Raw genomic sequence first — 21,110 nt, 5'->3', positions numbered from 1 at the left:
CAAAGGCGCTCAGGTGCAGTTTTGCTCGAGCGTGGCGTTGACGCGCTGCAGTTCGGCCTGCCGCTCATCATCGTTCAGTTGCTGCGGCGAGCCGTCTGGCGCTGACACGGCAATGCGGCGGTTCTGCTGCAGGGACATCGCATAGTTGCGCGATTGCGCGCAGCGCACCTGGCGCTCCTGCGCAGCCAGGTCCTTGGCGGCCTGGTCCGCTTCGGCCTTCGCCTGCGCGGCGCGGCGTTTCTCGAAGGCTTCCTCGGCACTTGCCACCGACTCTTTTTTCGCGTTGCCATTGCCCTTTGCGCCCGGCGCCGGCGCAGCCTGGGTGGCGGCGGCAACGCCTGCAGGGCCGGCTGCCGCGGCTGGCGAGCCGCCCGGCGGCTCGACCGGGCGCAAGCTGCCGGCAAAGCGTCCGGGTGCCTTGATCACGCTGGCGGCAGGCACCGAGGGCGGCGGCGGCACGTCGCTGTAGACCATGCGGCCGCTGCCGTCGCGCCACTGCCATTGCGAATCCGCCTGGGCGGTGGTTGCCTGGCACAGGCAGGCGAGGGCGGCCAGCGTGGCGAGCTTGATGTGCGCGGTCGATCGTTTCATGGCTTAGCGTGTTGGGGCAGCCTGCGGTGAGAGTGAGTGCGGCGGCAGGGCGTGCAGGGCTGGAACCCCGCTGTGCGAGTGACTCGCGCGCCCTTGGCTGCCGGGATTGGCCGCTAGTTTAGGCAGACTTGTCGACCGCGTGCAAGCGAACCGACCAGGCCACGCCAATCATGAGCAGCGCGATGGCCGCGATCTCCAGCGGGCGCGGCAGGCGATGGTCGAAGACAAAGCCGTACGCCAGCGCGAACAGCGTCTCGAATACGATCATTTGCCCCGAGAGCGTAAGCGGCAGGCGGCGGCTGGAGATATTCCAGAGGTTGTTGCCGATCAGTGACGCGCCGAGCGCCACGGCCGCGTTGACCATCCAGAACCACTGCCAGTCACGGCCGCCGCTGGCCGCATCCAGGCTGTCGCCGGCCACCAGCCAGCCCAGCAGCGCCAGCAGCGCAAGCACCACCGACACCACGCCGGTGGAGATGCCATACAGCGCGGACCATTCATTGCCGCTGTACTGCGGGTTGCGCTGCAGGTAGCGTGCGTTGTCGACCGCGTAGAGTGTCCAGCACACCAGCGCGCCTGCCGCGCACATCACGCCGGCCAGCCGTTGCCAGACCGTGCGCACCGCCTCGCCCGCGGCAGCGCCGTGCGCATGTCCGCCGCCGGCGAACAGGTCGATATTGATGCAGGCGATGCCGGCGGCCACCACCAGCAGCGGCCAGATCAGGCGCGACAGCGGCACGGCGCCATGGTCACGCCGGCCCATGATGGTGACGGAGATGGGCAGGATGCCGATGATCAGCGAAGTGGGGCCCACGCCGGCCAGTTGCACGCCGAACGCCAGCAGCACGTAGTACAGCAGGTTGCCGGTGAAGGCCTGGCGCAGCAGCGCAAGGCAGTCCGCGCGCGTGAGCTTGCGTGCAATGCGCTTCATCAGCGGCAGCGCGGCGATGAAGGCGACCAGCCCATAGGCCAGGTAGCGGCCGATCGCGAGTTCCCAGGGCGAGAATAGGGGCAGTAGCTTGGGGGCGATAAACACCATGCCCCAGAAGGCGCCGGCCAGCAGGCCGCACAGTACGCCAATACCCATCGTGGCCTGCCTATCCCTGAAAAAAAGACAAAGAGCATAGCAGACTTGAACAAGGGCACTCGCAGGCGCGTCAAGAAACGTGCCATTCCTGTATAATTCGGTTTTGCGCCTAGAGGAATTGCTATGCGTCTTGTCCAGAAAGCACTCACATTCGATGACGTGCTCCTCGTGCCGGCCTATTCGTCGGTACTGCCCCGGGATGTTTCGCTCCGTACCCGCCTGACCCGTTCGATCGAACTGAACATTCCGCTGGTATCCGCCGCCATGGATACCGTCACGGAAGCCCGCCTGGCAATTGCCATGGCGCAGGCTGGTGGTATCGGCATTGTCCACAAGAACCTGAAGCCGGCCGACCAGGCGCGGGAAGTGGCGCGCGTGAAGCGCTACGAATCCGGCGTGCTGCGTGACCCAATCACCATTCCCCCCGACATGAAGATCCGCGATGTGATTGCACTATCACATCAATACGGCATCTCCGGTTTCCCGGTGGTGGAAGGCAAGACCGTGGTCGGCATCATCACCAACCGCGACCTGCGTTTCGAGGAAGAGCTGGACGCGCCCGCGCGCGCCAAGATGACGCCGCGCGAGAAGCTCGTCACGGTGGGCGAAGACGCATCGCTGGAAGACGCCAAGCGCCTGATGAACCGCCACCGCCTGGAGCGCGTGCTGGTCGTCAACAAGGACTTCGAGCTCAATGGCCTGATCACCGTCAAGGACATTCAGAAGGCGGTGGAACATCCGCTGGCCAGCAAGGATGACCGCGGCCAGTTGCGGGTCGGCGCCGCAGTCGGCGTGGGCCCTGACAACGACGAACGCGTGGACCTGCTGGTCAAGGCCGGCGTGGACGTGATCGTGGTCGATACCGCCCACGGCCACAGCCAGGGCGTGCTGGACCGTGTGCGCTGGGTCAAGCAGAACTACCCGCAAGTGCAGGTGATCGGCGGCAACATCGCCACCGGTGCTGCCGCGCGCGCGCTGGTCGATCATGGCGCCGACGGCGTCAAGGTCGGCATCGGCCCGGGCTCGATCTGCACCACCCGTATCGTCGCTGGCGTGGGCGTGCCGCAGATCACCGCGGTATCCAACGTGGCCGAAGCCCTCAAGGGCACCGGCGTGCCGCTGGTGGCCGACGGCGGCATCCGCTACTCGGGCGACATCGCCAAGGCACTGGCTGCCGGCGCGCATGTGGTGATGATGGGCGGCATGTTCTCCGGCACCGAAGAGTCGCCGGGTGAAGTCTTCCTGTACCAGGGTCGCTCCTTCAAGAGCTACCGCGGCATGGGTTCGGTCGGCGCGATGAAGGACGGCGCGGCGGATCGCTACTTCCAGGAAGACAACACCGCCAACGTCGACAAGCTGGTCCCCGAAGGCATTGAAGGCCGCGTGGCCTACAAGGGCTCGGTCACTGCCATCATCCACCAGATGTGCGGCGGCGTGCGTGCCTCCATGGGTTACTGCGGCAGCAGCTCGATCGCCGACTGGCACGAGACGTCCGAGTTCGTGCAGATCACCGCCGCGGGCATGCGCGAGTCGCATGTGCACGACGTGCAGATCACCAAGGAAGCGCCGAACTACTACATCGAGTAAGTCGATGCCAGTGAGTCGACCAGGCAGGTCTCAATGAACTGGCGGCTGTGCGGGACCTGGATGTCCCGCCAGCCGCGCGCCGGCTGCGCCGCCCGGCGCCGCCCGCAAGCCAGGCACTGCGCCTGGCCGGAAGGAGTTCTCATGAAAGTATTGCTGCGTGCCGTGCTGTTCCTGGACGCGTTGCTGAACCTGCTGCTCGGCATCGTCATGCTGCTGTCGCCTTTCACGACCCTTTATAGCGCGCTGCAATTGCCGCAGCCGCAGCCCGCGATGTACGGGCAGTTGCTCGGCGTGGCCCTGGTCGGCCTGGCCTTGCTGCTGTGGCAGGCAACCGTTAACGGGCAGCTTACGGTGGCGGTGGCGCGAACAGTCGGGCAGGTCAACCTCGCCAGCGCGGTGCTGATCGTGGCGTGGATGCTTATGTTCGACCTGCCGGTGCAGGGCGCCGGCAAGATCTGGCTGCCTGTGCTGGCCGCGATCCTGGCCTTCTTCGCCGCGGTGCAGATCCCGGCCGCCAAGCGCGTACGCGTGCGCGAACGCGAGCAGCGCGAGCTGCAAAAAGAGACGCAAAACAAGGATGCCGGCACCGCCCCCGTGGCACGCCGGCCGCAATCACCCGAATACCGGCGCGAGCCGGGTGTCACGCCGCCGCCCGGCTATGGTCCGGGCACCGAAGTGATGACCGAGCCCGTACCGGACGAAACGCCATCCGCCCATCATGCACGACAAAGTCCTCATCCTTGATTTCGGCTCGCAAGTCACGCAGCTGATCGCCCGCCGCGTGCGCGAAGCGCACGTCTACTGCGAAATCCACCCGAACGACGTCACGGACGAATTCGTGCGCGAGTTCGCGCCCAAGGGCATCATCCTGTCCGGCAGCCACGCCAGCACCTACGAAGACCACCAGCTGCGCGCGCCGCAGGCCGTATGGGACCTCGGCGTGCCGGTGCTGGGCATCTGCTACGGCATGCAGACCATGGCCGTGCAACTGGGCGGCAAGGTGGAGTGGAGCGACCATCGCGAGTTCGGCTACGCCGAGATGCGCGCGCATGGCCACACCGCGCTGCTCAAGGACCTGGAAGATTTCTCCACGCCCGAAGGCCACGGCATGCTCAAGGTCTGGATGAGCCATGGCGACAAGGTCGCCGAGCTGCCGCCGGGCTTCAAGCTGATGGCCTCCACGCCCAGCTGCCCGATCGCTGCCATGGCCGACGAAGCGCGCGGCTACTACGCCGTGCAGTTCCACCCGGAAGTCACGCATACCGCCAAGGGCCGCGACATCCTGGAGCGCTTCGTGCTGAAGATCGCGGGCGCCAAGCCTGACTGGGTCATGCATGACCACATCACCGAAGCCGTCGCCAAGATCCGCGAACAGGTCGGCGACGAAGAAGTGATCCTCGGCCTGTCCGGCGGCGTCGATTCCTCGGTGGCCGCTGCCCTGATCCACCGCGCCATCGGCGACCAGCTCACCTGCGTGTTCGTTGACCACGGCCTGCTGCGCCTGAACGAAGGCAAGATGGTGATGGATATGTTCGCCGGCCGCCTGCACGCCAAGGTCATCGCCATCGACGCGTCCGAGCAGTTCCTCGGCCACCTGGCCGGCGTGACCGATCCCGAGCAAAAGCGCAAGATCATCGGCCGCGAGTTCGTCGAAGTGTTCCAGGCCGAGGCCAAGAAGCTGACCAACGCGAAGTGGCTGGCACAAGGCACGATCTACCCCGACGTGGTGGAGTCCGGCGGCACCAAGACCAAGAAGGCCACCACCATCAAGAGCCACCACAATGTGGGCGGCCTGCCGGAAACACTGGGCCTGAAGCTGCTCGAGCCGCTGCGCGACCTGTTCAAGGACGAAGTTCGCGAACTCGGCGTGGCGCTCGGCCTGCCGCCCGAGATGGTCTACCGCCACCCGTTCCCCGGCCCGGGCCTGGGCGTGCGTATCCTGGGCGAAGTCAAGCGTGACTACGCCGAGCTGCTGCGCCGCGCCGACGCGATCTTCATCGAAGAGCTGCGTGGCACGGTCGCTACCGAGCAGGATGCCGCCGCCGGCATGTGCGAGCCTTCGCAAGTGGGCAAGAGCTGGTACGACCTGACCAGCCAGGCCTTTGCGGTGTTCCTGCCGGTCAAGTCGGTTGGCGTGATGGGCGACGGCCGCACCTATGACTACGTGGTCGCGCTGCGCGCGGTGCAGACCACCGACTTCATGACGGCGCACTGGGCGCATTTGCCGTACGCGCTGCTGGGCCGCTGTTCGAACCGCATCATCAATGAGGTGCGTGGCTTGAATCGCGTGGTGTATGACGTGTCGGGCAAGCCGCCGGCGACGATCGAGTGGGAGTGATTTCACATTAGCAAATAGCGATTGACGGCTATTGGCAATCCCCCGGAAACCCGCGATTCGTCGCGGGTTTCGTCTTTTAGAACCTGCTGACGCTGGTGCGCAAGAGCGAACTGATCGAAGCGACCTGGGATGAGGTCGACTTCGAGAACGCGACGTGGACGATCCCGAAGCGGCGGATGAAGGGGCGCAACTCGCATGTCGTCTATCTATCGCGCCAGGCGCTCGACATCTTCGTGGCGATGCACACCTGCGCGGCCGGCTCCAAGTTTGTCCTGCCGTCACGCTATGACGCTGACCCCTGCATGTCGAAAGCGACCCTGAACCGGGTGACGCAGATCGTGGCCGGGCGGGCCAAGACCGCCGGTTTGCCGCTTGAGCCGTTCACCGTCCACGACCTGCGCCGTACCGGTTCGACGCTGCTCAACGAGGTGGGCTTCAACCGCGACTGGATCGAAAAGTGCCTGGCGCACGAAGAGGGACGTTCCTCGCGCTCGGTCTACAACAAGGCCGAGTACGCTGAGCAACGGCGCACATGTTGCAAGAGTGGGCGGATATGGTGGATGCCTGGATCGACGAGCGGACCCATGTACCGAAGCTGCTCCAGGAAAATATGGTGGTTCACGCACATGTTGGAGGCGTTCATGGCTGGAGATCGTATTTTCAGGCAGCTGTCGAGGTGATCTTGCTAGGAAGCGAGTTTTCCCGGTAGGGGGCGGTGAGCGGCGTTTCGATTATTTCGTTTTTCGAATATTTCGAATAAAATGGTCTCGTAATCGCCTTTTCCCAGGAGGAATCATGACCGCCACTGCCCAATCCAAGATGAGCCTGCCCGCGGAGGGAGAGGTGAAGGCGGCCGTGCAGGGTCAGCGTGCCCTGGCGGCCTACTTGGCCACCCAATTTGAGACGCAGCACATCCAGATCTTCGATGACCAGAAGCAAGCGCACCAAGTGGAGCTTCCTACCTCGGCGCTGCGCTTGCTGGTGGATATTCTGGCCGAACTGGCCGATGGCAACGCCGTGAAGGTTGTGCCTGTCCATGCGGAACTGACGACCCAAGAGGCGGCGGATTTGCTCAACGTATCCCGCCCCCATTTTGTCAAACTGCTGGAAGATGGGGTGCTAGCGTTTCATCGGACCGGCAAACACCGTAGGGTGAGGTTTGCCGACCTGATGCAGTACAAGGAAGCGCGCGAGCAAGCCAGCGAGCAAGCGATGGCTGAACTCGCCCAGCAGTCGCAGGAGTTGGGAATGGGGTACGAATGAGACATTCCCCCTTCACAGCTGTCTACGATGCGTGCGTTCTTTATCCCGCGCCGCTGCGGGACTTCCTCATGTGGCTGGGCCTGTCAGGAAGATTTCGGGCGCGCTGGAGTCAGGCCATTCATGAGGAATGGAAGCGCAACCTGCTGATCAACCGTCCCGATCTCACCAGGGAGCAGGTCGACCGGACATCCGATCTAATGGATCGCGCTATTCCTGACGGCCTGGTGGAGGGGTATGAGGAACTCGTGGCCGGGCTGGTCTTGCCCGATCCAGACGACCGCCATGTGTTGGCGGCGGCGATTCGCTGCGGGGCAAGCGTGATCGTGACCTTCAACCAGAGGGATTTCCCGGCAGAGATGCTGGCCCCCTACGGCATCGAATCACAGCATCCCGATGAGTTCGTGGACAACCTATTGAACCTAGACGCGGCCGCGGTCGTGTCGGCCGCACAGCGCCAGCGAGCCCAACTGAGGAATCCGCCGATCGAGGTGGACCGCTACCTCGACATCTTGCTGCGCCAAGGTTTGGTTCAAACCACCAAGGTGCTGGCTACTTACCGCTCCATTCTCTGACCTTTCGAGAAACACGGATGACCAAGAATCCCTCGATCGATGCATCCCTGCCGGAAGGCATCCACCAAGCTGGAAGCTAGGGGGCAGCGTGACGATCAAAGCAATTTTCGTGGGCATCAACAAACACCTCGACGCGACAATCCCCGAGCTGGGTGGGGCCCGCCGCGATGCGACGGCGTTGTGGGCGCTGTTCACCGACACCGTCGAAGGCCTGGCTGGCCAATACCTATAAGGCTTTGCGGGCGATTATTCTCATGCCGTCGGCTGACGGTATCGCTTGCCGGTACCGTCACCTTTCGCTACGACTACCGTCTCAACGGCCGCCGCGAGACGCTGACCGCCGGCCGCTACGGGCCAACCGGCCCTGACCCGTGAAAAGCGGATCGACACCAAGAAGGCCGTCGCCCAGGGCAAGTCCCCCGCGCTGGAAAAGCAACGTGAGAACCGTCGGCTGACCGCCGCCAAGATCTTCGGGGAAATGACCGAGAAATGGCTGGCGGGTGCGCGCATGGCCGACAGCACGAAGGCGATGCGTCAGAGCATCGTCGATCGGGACATCTTGCTGGCCTTCGAGAACCGGCAACTCAACGAAATCACCGCAGATGACCTGCGTGCCTTGTGCAACAAGGTGAAGGCGCGCGGTGCCCCTGCCACTGCGGTACACGTCCGCGACATCGTGAAGCAGGTTTATGCGTTCGCCATCCTGCACGGGGAGAAGGTCGACAACCCGGTGGAGGGTGTGGGTGCCGCCTCGATTGCGACCTTCGTGCCGAACGATCGCGCCTTGTCGCCGTTGGAGATTCGTCTGATGGCGCGGCAGATGGAATCGGTGGCAACCTATCCGACCATCCGGCTTGCATTGCGCATGATTCTGCTGACGCTGGCGCGCAAGAGCGAGCTAATCCAAGCCACTTGGGATGAGGTGGATTTCGAGACTGCGACCTGGACGATCCCAAAGCGGCGGATGAAAGGGCGCAACCCCCACGTGGTCTACCTTTCGCGTCAGGCACTCGACATCTTCGTGGCGCTCCACACCTGCGCCGCTGGCTCCAAGTTCGTGCTGCCGTCACGCTATGACGCCGACCGCTGCATGTCGAACGCGACCCTGAACCGGGTGACGCAGAAACGGGTGTTTGGTTGTCACTTGACAACCAAGCCAATCATCCCAATACTGGAGATAACTGATGGCTCGTTCCCCTCATCCGAAGAAAGAGGTCGAGGAAGCTCTCAAGCACGCCGAAGAACAGGGCTGGCGCGTCGAAGTCGGCGGTAGCCACGCTTGGGGACGGATTTATTGTCCGTACAACGACGAGGAGTGCCGCTGCGGCGAGTTCTGTATCACGTCGATATGGAGCACGCCGAAGAACCCCGGCAACCACGCACGCGCCTTACGGCGCGTCGTGAACAACTGCACTACGCACCGCAAGCAACAGGATGCGGCCGACGGTGTCGAGGAGTAGCACGATGGAATACATCTTCACTTTGAAATACCAGCTCGCCGACGACGATCGTGATCCAGATGGGTTGGTCGAGCGTTTGGGCGAGGCCGGTTGCGATGATGCCCTGATCGGGATCGGTCAGCCCGGGCGGCTCGCGCTGGAATTTACCCGCGAGGCGGACAATGCGGACGCGGCCGTGCGCAGCGCGTTAGTTGACGTGCGGCGCGCCGTGCCGGCAGCCAGACTGATCGAAGTGGCGCCCGATTTGGTCGGCCTGACCGATGTGGCCGACATCATAGGCGTGTCACGGCAGAACATGCGCAAACTGATGCTTTCGCATCCGGGCAGTTTCCCTGCACCGGTGCACGAGGGTAGCGCGTCGATCTGGCATCTAGCGGACGTGCTGACCTGGTTACAGGCCAAGGGCAGCTATCCGTTAGGCAAAGGCGTGTTGGACGTGGCGCGAATAGCCTTGCAGGTGAATGTGGCAAAGGAAGGACGGCGCTTGCCGCGCTCGGCTTACAACGAGCTGGAAGCATTAGTTTAGGGGCGGTGGAGGTCTACGCTTGGCGCGGAAGTGCATGGCGACATTCGAACATTTTCTTCGCATGTATACGATGACGGAACTCGTATTTAAGAGGCAATGAATGGCTGAAAGAGAACAAGAAAGGGGTGACGCCATCAAAATTCATGCGCAAACTGCGTCCTGAATTTTACTCGGACACCAGCGATCGCACAGCCTACCGGCTCGATGTCAGTTCTCGTGCGACGGCATCGGGGAGCGCATCGGCCCTACGACTACCGTCTCAACGGCGCCGCGAGACGCTGACCGCCGGCCGCTACGGGCCAACCGGCCCCGACCCGTGAAAAGCGGATCGACACCAAGAAGGCCGTCGCCCAGGGCAAGTCCCCCGCGCTGGAAAAGCAACGTGAGAAGCGTCGGCTGACCGCCGCCAAGACCTTCGGGGAAATGACCGAGAAATGGCTGGCGGGTGCGCGCATGGCCGACAGCACGAAGACGATGCGTCAGAGCATCGTCGATCGGGACATCCTGCCGGTCTTCCTGAACCGGCTACTCAACGAAATCACCGCCGATGACCTACGCGCCCTCTGCAGCAAGGTGAAGGCGCGCGGTGCGCCTGCCACTGCACGAGCTGCGCCGCACCGGCACGACGCTGCTGAACGCTACGAGACGCCTGCTTGCGTGCCTCGATCCACGCTTGCACCTCGTCCAGGTCCCGGACGACGCAACGCGGCGTCTGGTTCGAGCGTGAGGGAGCTCGACGCGGCGCTCCAATTCATAGATCGTCGTTTCGGCCAGGGGAATGATCTGCCGACGACTTCGTGTCCGGGAATGAGCGCGGCTTTCCGGTGCGCGAGTTCGCCGTCGACAATGTGCAGGTCGGTGCGGCAGACACCGCAGGTGCTCACCGCGATACGCACTTCGCCTGGGCCGGGGCTTGGCACGGGGACGTGCGCCAGGCGCAGGGACTCGTCAGGCAATGCTGTCAGCCGGTTTTGCTGGGGCACGCGCCTTTGGCAGAAGAGCGTGCTGGCGCCAAGCCGGCGTAAGGCGGCGTACGCGTGGGTCATTGCCTTGACCTGAGTCAATAGCCGCTGCCGGGCGTTTCTTAGACTGGATGCAAGCGTTCAAACCGCACAGGAATGTCATGGACTACGCAAGCATCATGGTTCACATGGACACCAGCCTACGCGCGCAGGACCGCCTTGCGGCTGCAGCTTGCCTCGCCGCAGCCCGACATGCCCGGCGCGTGCCGTGGTGGCGTGGAACGGCGGGCGCGAAGCCACGCGCGCTTTGCATGAGGCCATGGGCGGCCATGCCAAGGTGTTTTGTGCGCAAGGCGCAGGTGCACGGCCGGATGCGGGCCTGCCGCGCCATGCCGTGGCGGCACTGGAAAGCCATGGCGTCCACGCGGACATCGAATACTGCCAGGAAGGATCGGACATTGCCATCGGCGAGACACTACTCTCGCGCGCGGCAGACTTCGGCGCCGATTTGGCGGTAATGGGCGCGTACGGCCAAGGCCGTCTGCGCGAGTTGGTACTGGGCGGTGTCACACAGACTTTGCTGGACACCATGACAGTGCCGGTGCTGATGTCACATTGATTGCCGGCACGTTGCCGGTGCGGTAACACGAATTGACGGACAGGAGAACGCCATGAAAAGCGATGCGCAGCTCAAGCAGGATGTTTGCGAAGAGTTGGAATGGGATCCCGAAATCCGCGCCGAGAGCATCGGCGTTCAGGTCAACGAGGGCGTGGTGACCTTGAGTGGTCAGCTTGACAGTTTCGCAGCAAAGCATGCGGTGGAAGAAGCGGTGCGGCGTGTTTTCGGCGTGGGGGCGGTGGTGGTCGAACTCGACGTGCGCCTGTCGCCCGACGAGCAGCGGCCGGATGCCGACATTGCGCGTGGGATCGAAAACGCGCTGATGTGGAATGCCGCCATACCCGCCGACACCATTAGGGTGATGGTAGAGCATGGCGCGGTGACGCTGACGGGCGAGGTGGACCACGGCTACCAGCGCGCGGCCGCCGCCGACATGGTGCGGCGGGTGCGGGGTGTTACTAGCATTGCCAACGGCGTCAGCGTGCGCCCGACGGTTGTCCCGACAGATCTCGCAAAGCGAATCACCAATGCGCTTTCGCGCCAGGCGATCGCCGATGCTTCGCACCTGAACATCGCCGTCGCCGGAGGTACCGTCACATTGTCTGGCACGCTGCGCAACTGGGCCGAAATCCGTGCTGCCCGAGAGACGGCATGGTCCGCTCCCGGCGTGACGCAGGTGGTGGACCGCATGACGGTGGGTCTATGAGACCTGAGATGTTCGCCCGGCGGCAAGGCGTCGGCGCTTGGCGCTTCGCATGCTTGTCGATTGCCGGGCGCGCGGCGCAGTCTGCGTTGTTTGGGCTGGCTACTGCGCTACTGTGTCACGGCAACGAGGGGAAAGCCCACGGTCTGCGCTAGCAGCGGCACCTCGTCCTCGTTCAGCGACATGGCTTCAGCGAGCGCCCGGTGGTTCAGCCATCCGCGTACTACCGTGCCCAGCCCCGCCGAGGCGCAATATAGATAGACATTCTGCGCAATCGCGCCCGCGCTGACTGCGGCGAATACCCCGCGCTGCTGTGGCACTAGCCCGGTCATCCGGCCATAGTTCGCGACAAAGATCAAGTCCAGCGGCGCGAGGCCGACAAAGTCCTGATATCCAGTCAGGTTGCGCATGTCACTCGCACGTTTGCGGATAAGGCGGTGATGGGCCGTGTCGTAGCAATACAGGCCTTGGGGCAGCGCCACGTAGATGTCGATCTCGTTCAAGCCATGAGGCGAAGGTGCGGTGCGCCCGCCGCCCTGCCGGTTGACCCCGTCGGCGGCCCACAGCAGGTCGCCGAGTTGCCGGGTGCTTAACGCTTCCTCTGTGAAAGACCGAGTACTCTTGCGTTGCCAAAGCGCTCCCATCAAGGGCAGCCCCCCGGACATATCAGGTTCGGGAAAGTCAATGTGCTTGTCAGCGCCGCCGCTTGCGGGGCGCGGCAGTAAGCCGGTGATCGGCTCGTATTGCAGCCTCTTTACTTCGCTCATGTTTCACCTCGTCCTGGAACTCGGGATTTGCGGGCCGGCCGGCGTCACGCACAGCCAGAATAATCCGAGCTTAGTTCCGGATCGATGGCACGCCTTGATCTGCGTCAGCCGATTGATTTCGCGCCGCCATTTCGCACTCCAGAAAGCGCTGACCTGCCACCAATCGAACAGTGGGTCGGCGCCGCACGGGGAGGGTTCGTTGGCACTGGGTGAATGAAGAGCGTGTTGTCGGGGGCGATGGCCTTGCTATGCTGGTAGCGCCAGATCCCCAACCCGCCCTTACCGCGCAATTTCAGGCTAGCGTTTGCGTCGCCTCGGGCTGGTGCCACCCAAGCGGCGGCGCCAGCGGCTCCACCGCACTGGTTTCGTCCACATGGAAGATGGCATCGAACTGATTCGCGACCGCAGCGGTGAAATAGTGGCTCGCGCGCTCCGATTCGGGCAAATAGAGCACGCCAATGGCGCGCTGTAGCATGGGCATGCGCAATTCCGCCGCGCTCGGGGTATCCAGAGGCAGGTAAAAGCGGTCCAGTCCGCTGGCGTGAAAGAGTGCCTCGCAACTGTCCCGCAGGGCAGGGCGGACCCATTTTTGTTCCGCCGCGGCGTCCCAGGCGGACGCCGCGCAGACATGGCCCGTGTAGGTGGTGAAGCCCACCAGCAAGGCATCCGCGCCGGCTTCCTGCCGCACCAACTGGCCGAGGTTCCACTCGCCGTGCGTGTGTGTCTCAGTGGCCCGTGCATCGCCGACATGCGAGTTGTGTGCCCACACCACTACGCGGCCGGCGCCGCCCTGGCGGAGGCGGTGCCTGGAAATGGCAAACAGGGTTTGCGCCATATGGGCATCGCGCAGGTTCCAGGTGTTGATGCGTCGCTCGAACATGGCGCGATAGTAATGTTCTGCATTGACGACGACCTGCGCATTCCGCTCGGCAAAAAAAAACGCATCCATGGCGGAAAGACCGTCTCGCGAGAGGTGCTCCGCCTCATCCTCGCGGAGTTTCAGCAGTTGCGCAATGGCGCCATCGCGCGCGCTGCGGCGTTGACCCGTGGCCGCCTCGTAGCCATAAGTCTGCGGCTCCCGGACATGATCCAAGGCCGCATAGTGAGCGCGCGCCAGTTCCGCCTGATCAGGGTCGATTTGTTCAAGATAGCGGATCACCGCGTCCGCCGACCGATACAGACTGTACAAGTCCAGGCCATAGATGCCGACGCGGGCGGCAACCGGCAGCGTGGTGTTGTGCGCGCGCAGCCAGGCAACGAATGCCAGCATCTCTCGATTGCGCCACATCCAGGCGGGGAAACGCTGGAAGTCATCCAGCGCGGATTCGGCGACGTCGCTGCCCTCGCCCAGGACAAAGCGATTCACGCGCCAGACATCGGGCCAGTCGCCCTCGATGGCGATGGCGCCCACTTCACCACGCATGATCAACAAGCGCGTGATGTCGGCGCGCATGCGATAGAACTCACGGGTGCCGTGCGTCGCCTCCCCCAGCAGGATAAAGTTCCGTCCCTCGGCCAGCGCTAGCACCTCCTCGTAGTCACTGTCATTGTCATTGAGCCGCCGCGCCAATAGGCGCACGGCCAGGAATGGGGTGAGCTGTGGGCACATGACTTTTTCCTCCTCATGGAGCCTTCCGCGCGTGACGACGAGGCACGCTGCGCGTTCTTCGTTTGCCTTGGCAGGATTCGCCGGTGGCAAATTCGGAGGGCTCAGGGGCTGCCACTTGGACCGGTTTACTTGGTGGCGTGTGCGTGCTGGCAAGCGCGAGGGCTATCCCGTCACGCGTGAGGTCGAGCGCGCGCTGCAGTTCCTCGACCAAGGCGAGCAAGCGCAGCAGGCGCGGTCGTGGCATGCCTAGCAGCGAGTCCGGTGTCGCGCCCAGCGCGCTGAACGCGAGCGAGGCTGTTTTTTGCCGCATCGGGTAGCGCGGCATGAGGATCCTGCCGCGCGGCGGTAGCATAGCCTCGTCGGCGCCCGCGGCCTTTGGATCTTCGCGGCGCCGATTGCTAGCGTTGTTCCGGGACTGACGCATAGGCAATCCATGCCGGTTAAGCCTGCTCCAGGGGCAGGATAGCGTTGCCGCTGCTGTGTACCACGTATTTAATCAGTATCGATGAAATGGCCGCGAATGACTTGATCCAGCGCAACCCCTGTCCCCGGCCGGTCAAAGGCGGGCGGCCAGTATGCCCACCCGCTCCCGTGCGCCGCGGGCGCGGCAGCAGGCCACCATCTTGCCGAGCCGCAGGCTGCCGATGCCCTGGCGCTTGCAATCGGCGGGCACCGGCACGGCAAATTCAGCGCAAGCCGATGGCCCGGGGCACAGCAGCGCCGCGGCGAGCGCGGGACCCGAGGTGTCCAGCACCGCGCGTGTGCCGCGTGCGCTGGCTGTGCGTGCGAGCCGGGCGTACATATCGGCAGGCGCTGCATCTCAATTTTCGCGTATCGAGCACCCGCTCGATGGAGGTCGCTACATCCACAGCGGGATCCAGCGTGACAGTGACGGTGTCTGGTATGACCCGCCGTCGCCTTCTGGAAACTGGACGCTATACCGCGAAGCGGAAATGACCGCTGTGCAGCACAATATTATGGGCGGCGGTCATTTCGAACAACTGCCGGGCCACGCGTTCGATGTCCTTGCGGTGTCCTTCGAAGGCCTGGATCAGGTCTTCAGCCCGGTGCGAGCGCGCGCCAAAGTGGTCTTCCAGTGCTTCGGCCGTGATCGCGTAGCTGGCCGTTGCGCCGTTCACGCTGACAGGGCATTCGAGAGACAGATCGGCGGGGCAAAATGAGGGGCTGGTCTTGGGAAAGATGATCTGTTTGATGGTCATGGCATCACCCCCCGGGGCGAGAAAAAAGCAGAGCAGGGAAAGGCGAGGAGAAGCACAGAAAACGTCAAGGCCACAATCACCTTGTCGGCTTTCTGCAGTCTAGACAGTACGATTGCCGCCGCAAGCCGAACCGCACGGTTTTCTGTCCAACGTCAAGCCGGTGCAAGAGATTGTCGGTTGCGCTTACCGCGACGCAATGCTGGTTACGGCGGATACCGCTTCAGCCAGCGGCGCGGCCAGCGCAATCCCATTCGACGAATGGGAGACCGTGTCGCAGGTGACGATCTCGGCGGCAACCGCGCGCAGTTCGGCAAAGGCATCGCCCGCGAATACCGCGTGCACCGCAACGCAGACAGGCGGTGCCAGTCCGGCCCGCCGCAACAGATTCGCCGCCGCCACCATGGTCGAGCCGGTGGCCACGATATCGTCCAGCAGGACTGGTGTGCATCCAGCCGCCGCGTTCAGGTCGGCTGCCTGGATTTCAACGCAGCGGTCTGCGTGCCGCGTCTTATGCAGCACTATGGCCGGTGCCTGGCACCGGCGTGCGACGTCGTTTACCCATTGACGGCTTTCTTCGTCCGGCCCGACCAGGAACGGTTGGTTCACTGTGGCCCGCAGCCATGACGCGATGGCTGGCGCGGCCTGAACGCATTGCGTGGGGATGGTGTAGATGTCGTCGAGGGTGGCAATGCGGTGCAGGTGCGGGTCCACCGTGACCAGCCAATCGAAGTGACGGGACAAGAGTGCGGCAAAATGCCGTGCCGCCACGATCTCGCCCGGATGAAAGACGGCGTCCTGCCGCATGTACGCGAGGTAGGGCGCCACCAAGCCGACGCGGCTTGCACCGCTTTCGCGCGCAGCGATGGCGGCCCACAGCAGGGGTACGATTTTCTCGTCGGGACGGTCGAGCGTGCAAAAGAGGATGGCCTGCCTGCCCTGCAGCGGTGACAGCAGGCGCACGCTGGATTCCCCATCTGCGAAATGCCGTATCGCGGCGCTGCCCCAGTCGGCTCCCAGCGCGCTCGCCAGTGCCCGCGCGGCCCGCTCATTGCCCGGCAAGGCGAACAAGGTTGGTTTCATCTTTGCTCCGTCGTGCCGATATTGATCGCGGGATGCGTCGTCAGGAAGTTCTGGCTGTAGGCCAGTTCGCCCTGTGCCAGCGCGTGAATGGTAAAGAGGGGCTGGCCTGCGCGCACGGCATCGTTGAGGCGGACGTGCATGTCGATACCCGCCGCCTTCCGGTTGGGGGCACCCGCCAGCTTGGCTGCGCGCGACAGCAGCCGATTGTCGATGCTGGTCACGATGCCATCGGCCGGTGCCAGGATTTCGCGCCGCAACGGGGCGCTGCCCGGCTGGCGCAGGCCGCCCTGTGCTTCGCAGATGGCCTGGAACTTGGCCCAGGCGGCGCCATCGGCGAGCAGGCGCGTTGCCAGTGCCAGGCCTTGCCCGGCAGGCACTGCGCCGCAGAATTCCATCAGGCTTGCGGACAGCAGCAGGGCGCGGCCCCGCAGGTCGGCCGGTGCTGATTCCGCGCCCTGCAACACGGCCAGCACATCGCGCGCTTCCAGCGCGGGACCGATTCCGCGCCCAACGGGCTGGCTGCCGTCGGTATGGACCACCAGAACATGCATGCCGAACGCGCGCGCCACCTCCTCAAGGAGCAGGCGCAGGCGCGCCAGGTCTGCATCCGTCCTGACTTTGGCGGTGGGTCCGAGCGGCACATCGATCAGCACATGGGTGGAGCCGGCCGCCAGTTTCTTCGACAGCACGGACGCTACCAGTTGGGCATCGCTGTCGATTTCCAGCGCGCGTTCCACGCGGATCAGTACATCGTCCGCGGGACTGAGCGTCAGGGAGCCGCCCCACACTAGCGCGGCGCCGACCCGCTCCACCACGCGGCGCATCTCCGCCGCGCTCAGCGTGACCCGGGTCAGTACTTCCATGGTGTCGGCGGTGCCGGCGGGAGAGGTGATGGCGCGCGAGGAGGTCTTGGGCAGCAGCAAGCCCGCTGCCGCGCAGATGGCTACCACGATCGGGCTGGTGCGATTGCCCGGGAGCCCGCCGACACAATGCTTGTCGGCGACCACGGGGCGGTCCCAATCGAGTCGGTCGCCGGTGTCGAGCATGGCGCAGGTCAGGTCGACGGTTTCCTGCGTGGTCATCCGGCCGCCCGCGCACGCGCTCAGGAAGGCAGCAATGTGCACGTCCGAGTACCGGCCGGCAGAGATATCGCCCATGATGGCGCAGAGCTGCGGCGCGTCGAGTGGATTGCCGTGGATCTTGCTGCGCACCGCGCGCAGGGATTCCAGGCCCGGCGCATGCGTGACGGCGATGATGTCGCCAGCCGCTACACCGAGTTGCTGGCTCGCACCGGAAGACAAGCCTACCTGGGAAGGCGCCAGTAGCGCGTCCCCCACCACATTGAGCGTGGCAATCAGGGATTGCGCGCCCGCGCCAGTACTCACTTGTACCCGAGTCTGAGCGGAGAAGCCTTCGGCATGGCACACCACGCAGTCCCGATGCATGTAGATCACATGCTCTTGGTAGGTGTCGATCTCCAGCGGCTTGAAGGTCAGGGTTTCGGCAGCGGCTTGCGTTTGCGTATGCATGGCTTGGTCCTTGGTCGGCGCAAGCGGGGGCGAAGTCGCGCCGCGGGATTTCGCGCCGGTTATTGCGCCACGTCAGATCGCGCGCCAATGGGTGCGCCATACTGAGCCGGAATACCTGCCGGCCGCTGATGGATGACGTGGATGGAGTGAAACATGCCCTGGGACGCGGACTACTATCCAGCTTCGATGAAACATCTGGCCCCTGACACACGGGAGAAGGCCATCGAGATTGCCAACGCCCTGCTGCGCGAAGGCATGGACGAGGGCATGGCCATCCGCATCGCCACGGCGAGGGCGCGGCAGTGGACCGCACAGCATGGCGGGATTGCCGGGCCGAGCGCATAGGCTCGTCGTTCTCGCAATGGCTGGCTGTGGGTACGCGGCTCATGAACCTTGCTCCGGCGGATGCCTGCTTCCTGATGCCAGCATTGTTTAGCTTGGATGCATAGGTCTTGATGCAGGACAAGGATGTTGTCGATCGGGTAGCAGAGGTAGTAAAGGACCAGGATTCGCAAAGTCTCTGCCATACGGCGCCGCGCTGCAAGCGCGGCAAGGTACGGCTGATGGCGGACGGGCCACTGCGGTCGGGCGTGTTTGCCGCCGCCTTGTGCGTCAGCGCCAAGACCGTGAGCACCTAAAAGATGCGGCTGATGGAAAAGCTGCGGTTGCCCAGCGAAGCTGGCACTGGTGCGCTATGCGATCCGGCATCGCCTGTGTGGCGAAGGCGAAATCTAGCTCCGCCGCGCTTGATCTGGGACAAGGTGCCATCAGCGCGCTATGCCACCATGAACCGGAGGTCCGCTCCTCTTGCGGGCCGTTCACCCCAAGGAGGCAACAATGCGCAATCTCAGGATTTATGATCCGCTGTCGGTCGAACCGGTCGGTGACATGTTGCAAGGCATGCTACGCGCCTTGCGTGGCACCAATGATGGCGGATTTGCGTTCAAGGTCGACGTGACGGAGACCGACAAGGCTTACAGCCTGGTCGCGGAGATTCCCGGCGCTAAGAAGGAGGATATCGAAGTCTGCGTCGATCGCGGCACGGTGATGATCTCAGCCAAGGTGGAAAAGTCCTCCGAGCAGAAGGAAGGTGAGCGCGTGATCCGGCGTGAGCGCTACAGCGGCGCGATGCAACGCGCCTTCACGCTTGACAGCGCCGTGGACGAAGGCAAGGTGGATGCCAGCTACGAGAACGGTGTCCTTCGGGTGGTACTGCCCAAGAAAGAAGCCTCGCCGCAACAGCGTGTGACGATCCGCTGACATGGTGTTTTCCGGGGCCGCCCACGGGCATCAGCGCAGCCAATGCACAGGGCACGTCATGGAATACCGGACAGTGCCGGTCAGGCCCGGCCTGACCGTCGGGCCATCGCGGTGGATGGCATCAATGCGCGCGGGCTCGCGTCGCAACGGTCTGCCTAACCCTCCAGCACGTAGCTCCCGGGTGCGTCGGCGAGCGCGCCGTGCGCCGCGTCGCGCGCGGGGACCCGGCCGGTGGAGTGTGACGCCAGCCAGGCCTGCCAGCAGGGCCACCAGGATCCCTCATGCCGTCGCGCGGTCGAGAGGTAGCGTTCGGGGCTGCCATAGGTTGCCTGCGCCGCGCGCGTTTCCACCCGGTATCGGCGGCCGGGATGCGAAGGGTCGGCCACGATGCCGGCATTGTGGCCGCCCGAGGTTAGCAGGAACGTCAACGGCGCCGACGTCAGCAGATGCAGCTTGTAGACCGAGCGCCAGGGCGAGACATGGTCATGCTCCGTGCCGACCGCGAAGATCGGCATGCCGATGTCTGACAGGGCGACGGGGCGGCCATCCACGCAATAGCGTCCTTCCGCCAGGTCGTTGTTGAGGAACAGCTTGTGCAGGCACTCCGAATGCATGCGAAAGGGCAGGCGGGTGACGTCCCGGTTCCATGACACCAGGTCGTTGGGGCGCAGCCGCTTGCCGAGCAGGTACTCGCTCATCATGCGGGACCAGACCAGGTCGCGCGAATGCAGCATCTGGAAAGCGGCTGCCATCTGGGGACCGTCCAGGTAACCTTGCTGGCGCATCATCGCGTCCAGCGTGGACAAGGCGCTGCTGTCGATGAACAGGCCGAGTTCTCCTGGCTCGGTAAAGTCCGTCTCGCTGGCGAACAAGGTCAGGCTTTGCAGGGGCAAGCCACTGTCGTCGCGGCTAAGCGCCGCCGCGCAGATCGACAGCAGCGTGCCGCCCAGGCAATAGCCGGCGGCGTGGATACGCGTATCGGGGCAGCGCTCCCGCACCGCGTGCAAGGCGGCCCGCACGCCGAGACGCAGGTAATCGTCAAGCCCGAGGTCGCGCGCATCGGCACCCGGGTTCTTCCACGAGATCATGAAGACCGTGTGGCCTTGCTCGACCAGGAAGCGCACCATCGAGTCCCGCGGCTGCAAGTCCAGGATGTAGTACTTCATGATCCAGGAAGGCACGATCAGCACTGGCTCCCGCCATACCTCGGCGCTGGCTGGCGCGTACTGGATCAGCTCGATCAGGGCATTGCGGAACACCACCTTGCCGGGCGTAACGGCGACATCCCGTCCTACCTTGAAGGTGGGCGGGCGACGCAACTTTGGTTCGCGTGACAGGTCCGCCACCACGTCCTGCATATCGTGCAGCCAGTGCTGGATCCCGTTGACGAAATTGCCGCCGGCGCTGGCAGCGGCGGCTTGCAGCACCACGGGATTCAGCCACCAGGCATTGCCGGGCGAGCAGGTATCGAACATCTGCCGCGCGCAGAACGACACGATCCGCTCATGGTGCGGCGATACGCCACGCAGCCCGTGCGTCAGCGACGCCCATAGCGCCTCGTTGTTGTGAAAGGCATCGCGCCAGAAGCGGAAAGGCCACTGCGACCAGGCGGGATCGGCGAAGCGCAGGTCGGACGGCGGCGCCGTTGCGCCGGGTGCTGGTTGCGCAGTGGCCGGACCGGGCAACATGCCGCCGGTCGCGGCAATCATTGCGCTCATCCACTCTCCCAGGGACGCGTCGACCTTGCCAGGGGAGACGGCCAGGTGCAACGCCCAGTCCAGTCCGGCCAGCCAGAACGAGGCAAGCGACATGCCCTGCGTCGCGCAGGCCAGCGTAGAGCGCACTTGCTCGTCGAACTGGTCCGGTGCGGCATCGATGGGAGCGCAGCCGCATTCCGCCTCGGGTGCGGCGGCAAGTTCACGGGTTGGCATAGGGGC

General features: G+C 64.3%; 22 protein-coding genes and 7 pseudogenes. 17 read left to right on the top strand and 12 right to left on the bottom strand.

The window, feature by feature from the left end; all coding sequences use genetic code 11:
* Positions 1-9 precede the first annotated feature (9 nt).
* Together RR42_RS11760 and RR42_RS11755 are read right to left on the bottom strand one after the other, a co-directional pair.
* Positions 10-591 carry a DUF4124 domain-containing protein gene (locus RR42_RS11760; protein ID WP_043346910.1) on the bottom strand — a complete coding sequence of 194 codons (582 nt, stop codon included), beginning with the start codon at positions 589-591 and terminating at the stop codon, positions 10-12.
* Between the two features lie 118 nt (positions 592-709).
* Positions 710-1,678: a DMT family transporter gene (locus tag RR42_RS11755; RefSeq protein ID WP_043346909.1), complete on the bottom strand. Its 969-nt coding sequence runs from the start codon at positions 1,676-1,678 to the stop codon at positions 710-712.
* 123 nt (positions 1,679-1,801) lie between these two features.
* Here RR42_RS11755 and guaB point away from each other — a divergent pair, with 123 nt between their 5' ends.
* Entirely contained in the window at positions 1,802-3,265 is a 1,464-nt protein-coding gene (gene guaB / locus RR42_RS11750) for an IMP dehydrogenase (RefSeq protein ID WP_043346907.1), read from the top strand.
* Here the strand turns inward: guaB and RR42_RS40435 are convergent.
* Positions 3,253-3,408, bottom strand: coding sequence for a hypothetical protein (locus tag RR42_RS40435; protein WP_158408283.1), 156 nt, complete (start codon positions 3,406-3,408; stop codon positions 3,253-3,255). The genes guaB and RR42_RS40435 overlap by 13 nt on opposite strands.
* Here RR42_RS40435 and RR42_RS11745 point away from each other — a divergent pair.
* From RR42_RS11745 to RR42_RS39660, 10 genes and pseudogenes are all read left to right on the top strand, one after another.
* Positions 3,407-4,009 (top strand): hypothetical protein, encoded by a 603-nt coding sequence (locus RR42_RS11745; RefSeq protein ID WP_043346905.1) that lies wholly within the window; start codon positions 3,407-3,409, stop codon positions 4,007-4,009. The genes RR42_RS40435 and RR42_RS11745 overlap by 2 nt on opposite strands.
* Positions 3,984-5,603: a glutamine-hydrolyzing GMP synthase gene (guaA, locus tag RR42_RS11740; RefSeq protein WP_043346901.1), complete on the top strand. Its 1,620-nt coding sequence runs from the start codon at positions 3,984-3,986 to the stop codon at positions 5,601-5,603. Before RR42_RS11745 ends, guaA begins: the two co-directional genes overlap by 26 nt.
* An 83-nt stretch (positions 5,604-5,686) precedes the next feature.
* A pseudogene (locus tag RR42_RS11735) lies at positions 5,687-6,312 on the top strand (tyrosine-type recombinase/integrase); the annotation flags it as partial.
* A gap of 83 nt (positions 6,313-6,395) precedes the next feature.
* A complete protein-coding gene (locus tag RR42_RS11730; RefSeq protein ID WP_082055013.1) occupies positions 6,396-6,866 on the top strand; it encodes a helix-turn-helix domain-containing protein in 471 nt (156 codons plus the stop codon).
* Positions 6,863-7,438 carry a PIN domain-containing protein gene (locus RR42_RS11725; protein ID WP_043346896.1) on the top strand — a complete coding sequence of 192 codons (576 nt, stop codon included), beginning with the start codon at positions 6,863-6,865 and terminating at the stop codon, positions 7,436-7,438. Before RR42_RS11730 ends, RR42_RS11725 begins: the two co-directional genes overlap by 4 nt.
* An 88-nt stretch (positions 7,439-7,526) precedes the next feature.
* Complete coding sequence (locus RR42_RS40430; protein WP_158408282.1) at positions 7,527-7,670, top strand: hypothetical protein; 144 nt, start codon at positions 7,527-7,529, stop codon at positions 7,668-7,670.
* A 32-nt stretch (positions 7,671-7,702) separates the two neighbouring features.
* Positions 7,703-8,561 (top strand): annotated as a pseudogene (locus RR42_RS11720) (tyrosine-type recombinase/integrase); the annotation flags it as partial.
* 61 nt (positions 8,562-8,622) lie between these two features.
* The gene (locus RR42_RS41110) at positions 8,623-8,898 is read left to right on the top strand and encodes a hypothetical protein (protein WP_082054885.1); all 276 of its coding nucleotides are present in this window, start codon (positions 8,623-8,625) and stop codon (positions 8,896-8,898) included.
* Between the two features lie 4 nt (positions 8,899-8,902).
* Positions 8,903-9,424: a helix-turn-helix transcriptional regulator gene (locus tag RR42_RS11715; protein ID WP_043346893.1), complete on the top strand. Its 522-nt coding sequence runs from the start codon at positions 8,903-8,905 to the stop codon at positions 9,422-9,424.
* Positions 9,425-9,670: 246 nt separating this feature from the next.
* Positions 9,671-10,030 (top strand): annotated as a pseudogene (locus RR42_RS39660) (phage integrase central domain-containing protein); the annotation flags it as partial.
* A 179-nt stretch (positions 10,031-10,209) separates the two neighbouring features.
* On the opposite strand, the pseudogene RR42_RS38580 reads toward RR42_RS39660, so the two are convergent.
* A pseudogene (locus RR42_RS38580) lies at positions 10,210-10,407 on the bottom strand (alcohol dehydrogenase catalytic domain-containing protein); the annotation flags it as partial.
* Positions 10,408-10,837: 430 nt separating this feature from the next.
* On the opposite strand from RR42_RS38580, the pseudogene RR42_RS41740 reads away from it, so the two are divergent.
* Positions 10,838-11,005: pseudogene (locus RR42_RS41740) on the top strand (universal stress protein); the annotation flags it as partial.
* Between the two features lie 52 nt (positions 11,006-11,057).
* On the top strand, positions 11,058-11,711 hold the full coding sequence (locus RR42_RS11700) for a BON domain-containing protein (protein WP_043346888.1): 654 nt from the start codon (positions 11,058-11,060) through the stop codon (positions 11,709-11,711).
* Positions 11,712-11,818: 107 nt separating this feature from the next.
* Here the strand turns inward: RR42_RS11700 and RR42_RS11695 are convergent, their stop codons facing one another.
* Positions 11,819-12,475 (bottom strand): SagB/ThcOx family dehydrogenase, encoded by a 657-nt coding sequence (locus RR42_RS11695; RefSeq protein ID WP_043346885.1) that lies wholly within the window; start codon positions 12,473-12,475, stop codon positions 11,819-11,821.
* 292 nt (positions 12,476-12,767) lie between these two features.
* The gene (locus RR42_RS11690; protein WP_043346883.1) at positions 12,768-14,084 is read right to left on the bottom strand and encodes an erythromycin esterase family protein; all 1,317 of its coding nucleotides are present in this window, start codon (positions 14,082-14,084) and stop codon (positions 12,768-12,770) included.
* 115 nt (positions 14,085-14,199) lie between these two features.
* Here RR42_RS11690 and RR42_RS41475 point away from each other — a divergent pair, with 115 nt between their 5' ends.
* On the top strand, positions 14,200-14,334 hold the full coding sequence (locus tag RR42_RS41475; protein ID WP_269083335.1) for a hypothetical protein: 135 nt from the start codon (positions 14,200-14,202) through the stop codon (positions 14,332-14,334).
* A 465-nt stretch (positions 14,335-14,799) separates the two neighbouring features.
* Here the strand turns inward: RR42_RS41475 and RR42_RS41735 are convergent.
* The 5 genes and pseudogenes from RR42_RS41735 to RR42_RS11670 all read right to left on the bottom strand — a co-directional run.
* Positions 14,800-14,895: pseudogene (locus RR42_RS41735) on the bottom strand (1-phosphofructokinase family hexose kinase); the annotation flags it as partial.
* Positions 14,888-14,989: pseudogene (locus RR42_RS41730) on the bottom strand (1-phosphofructokinase family hexose kinase); the annotation flags it as partial. The pseudogenes RR42_RS41730 and RR42_RS41735, both read right to left, overlap by 8 nt.
* A 30-nt stretch (positions 14,990-15,019) precedes the next feature.
* Entirely contained in the window at positions 15,020-15,304 is a 285-nt protein-coding gene (locus RR42_RS11680) for a DUF1488 domain-containing protein (RefSeq protein ID WP_082054884.1), read from the bottom strand.
* 183 nt (positions 15,305-15,487) lie between these two features.
* Positions 15,488-16,384, bottom strand: coding sequence for a ribose-phosphate pyrophosphokinase (locus RR42_RS11675; RefSeq protein ID WP_043346876.1), 897 nt, complete (start codon positions 16,382-16,384; stop codon positions 15,488-15,490).
* A complete protein-coding gene (locus RR42_RS11670; RefSeq protein ID WP_043346874.1) occupies positions 16,381-17,913 on the bottom strand; it encodes a thymidine phosphorylase family protein in 1,533 nt (510 codons plus the stop codon). Before RR42_RS11670 ends, RR42_RS11675 begins: the two co-directional genes overlap by 4 nt.
* A gap of 153 nt (positions 17,914-18,066) precedes the next feature.
* Here RR42_RS11670 and RR42_RS11665 point away from each other — a divergent pair, with 153 nt between their 5' ends.
* The 3 genes from RR42_RS11665 (at position 18,067) to RR42_RS11655 (ending at position 19,173) form a co-directional block, all read left to right on the top strand.
* Positions 18,067-18,258: a hypothetical protein gene (locus RR42_RS11665; protein ID WP_043346871.1), complete on the top strand. Its 192-nt coding sequence runs from the start codon at positions 18,067-18,069 to the stop codon at positions 18,256-18,258.
* A 110-nt stretch (positions 18,259-18,368) separates the two neighbouring features.
* A complete protein-coding gene (locus RR42_RS11660; protein ID WP_043346870.1) occupies positions 18,369-18,551 on the top strand; it encodes a hypothetical protein in 183 nt (60 codons plus the stop codon).
* A 199-nt stretch (positions 18,552-18,750) separates the two neighbouring features.
* Positions 18,751-19,173 (top strand): Hsp20/alpha crystallin family protein, encoded by a 423-nt coding sequence (locus RR42_RS11655; RefSeq protein ID WP_043346868.1) that lies wholly within the window; start codon positions 18,751-18,753, stop codon positions 19,171-19,173.
* A gap of 155 nt (positions 19,174-19,328) precedes the next feature.
* Here RR42_RS11655 and RR42_RS11650 read toward each other — a convergent pair whose 3' ends face one another.
* Positions 19,329-21,104: a PHA/PHB synthase family protein gene (locus RR42_RS11650; RefSeq protein ID WP_236701906.1), complete on the bottom strand. Its 1,776-nt coding sequence runs from the start codon at positions 21,102-21,104 to the stop codon at positions 19,329-19,331.
* Positions 21,105-21,110: the final 6 nt, after the last annotated feature.

It is taken from the genome of Cupriavidus basilensis (assembly GCF_000832305.1).
Lineage (GTDB): Bacteria > Pseudomonadota > Gammaproteobacteria > Burkholderiales > Burkholderiaceae > Cupriavidus > Cupriavidus basilensis_F.
Note: the sequence above shows the minus strand (reverse complement) of the source record. Positions and strands in the feature narration are given on the sequence as shown.

What these genes read in the sequence shown, in the direction of transcription:
- RR42_RS11760 (WP_043346910.1), bottom strand. Translation starts at nt 591, where the DNA reads ATGAAACGATCGACCGCGCACATCAAGCTCGCCACGCTGGCCGCCCTC.
- RR42_RS11755 (WP_043346909.1), bottom strand. Translation starts at nt 1,678, where the DNA reads ATGGGTATTGGCGTACTGTGCGGCCTGCTGGCCGGCGCCTTCTGGGGC.
- guaB (WP_043346907.1), top strand. Translation starts at nt 1,802, where the DNA reads ATGCGTCTTGTCCAGAAAGCACTCACATTCGATGACGTGCTCCTCGTG.
- RR42_RS11745 (WP_043346905.1), top strand. Translation starts at nt 3,407, where the DNA reads ATGAAAGTATTGCTGCGTGCCGTGCTGTTCCTGGACGCGTTGCTGAAC.
- RR42_RS40435 (WP_158408283.1), bottom strand. Translation starts at nt 3,408, where the DNA reads ATGAGAACTCCTTCCGGCCAGGCGCAGTGCCTGGCTTGCGGGCGGCGC.
- guaA (WP_043346901.1), top strand. Translation starts at nt 3,984, where the DNA reads ATGCACGACAAAGTCCTCATCCTTGATTTCGGCTCGCAAGTCACGCAG.
- RR42_RS11725 (WP_043346896.1), top strand. Translation starts at nt 6,863, where the DNA reads ATGAGACATTCCCCCTTCACAGCTGTCTACGATGCGTGCGTTCTTTAT.
- RR42_RS41110 (WP_082054885.1), top strand. Translation starts at nt 8,623, where the DNA reads ATGGCTCGTTCCCCTCATCCGAAGAAAGAGGTCGAGGAAGCTCTCAAG.
- RR42_RS11715 (WP_043346893.1), top strand. Translation starts at nt 8,903, where the DNA reads ATGGAATACATCTTCACTTTGAAATACCAGCTCGCCGACGACGATCGT.
- RR42_RS11700 (WP_043346888.1), top strand. Translation starts at nt 11,058, where the DNA reads ATGAAAAGCGATGCGCAGCTCAAGCAGGATGTTTGCGAAGAGTTGGAA.
- RR42_RS11695 (WP_043346885.1), bottom strand. Translation starts at nt 12,475, where the DNA reads ATGAGCGAAGTAAAGAGGCTGCAATACGAGCCGATCACCGGCTTACTG.
- RR42_RS11690 (WP_043346883.1), bottom strand. Translation starts at nt 14,084, where the DNA reads ATGTGCCCACAGCTCACCCCATTCCTGGCCGTGCGCCTATTGGCGCGG.
- RR42_RS11680 (WP_082054884.1), bottom strand. Translation starts at nt 15,304, where the DNA reads ATGACCATCAAACAGATCATCTTTCCCAAGACCAGCCCCTCATTTTGC.
- RR42_RS11675 (WP_043346876.1), bottom strand. Translation starts at nt 16,384, where the DNA reads ATGAAACCAACCTTGTTCGCCTTGCCGGGCAATGAGCGGGCCGCGCGG.
- RR42_RS11670 (WP_043346874.1), bottom strand. Translation starts at nt 17,913, where the DNA reads ATGCATACGCAAACGCAAGCCGCTGCCGAAACCCTGACCTTCAAGCCG.
- RR42_RS11665 (WP_043346871.1), top strand. Translation starts at nt 18,067, where the DNA reads ATGCCCTGGGACGCGGACTACTATCCAGCTTCGATGAAACATCTGGCC.
- RR42_RS11660 (WP_043346870.1), top strand. Translation starts at nt 18,369, where the DNA reads ATGCAGGACAAGGATGTTGTCGATCGGGTAGCAGAGGTAGTAAAGGAC.
- RR42_RS11655 (WP_043346868.1), top strand. Translation starts at nt 18,751, where the DNA reads ATGCGCAATCTCAGGATTTATGATCCGCTGTCGGTCGAACCGGTCGGT.
- RR42_RS11650 (WP_236701906.1), bottom strand. Translation starts at nt 21,104, where the DNA reads ATGCCAACCCGTGAACTTGCCGCCGCACCCGAGGCGGAATGCGGCTGC.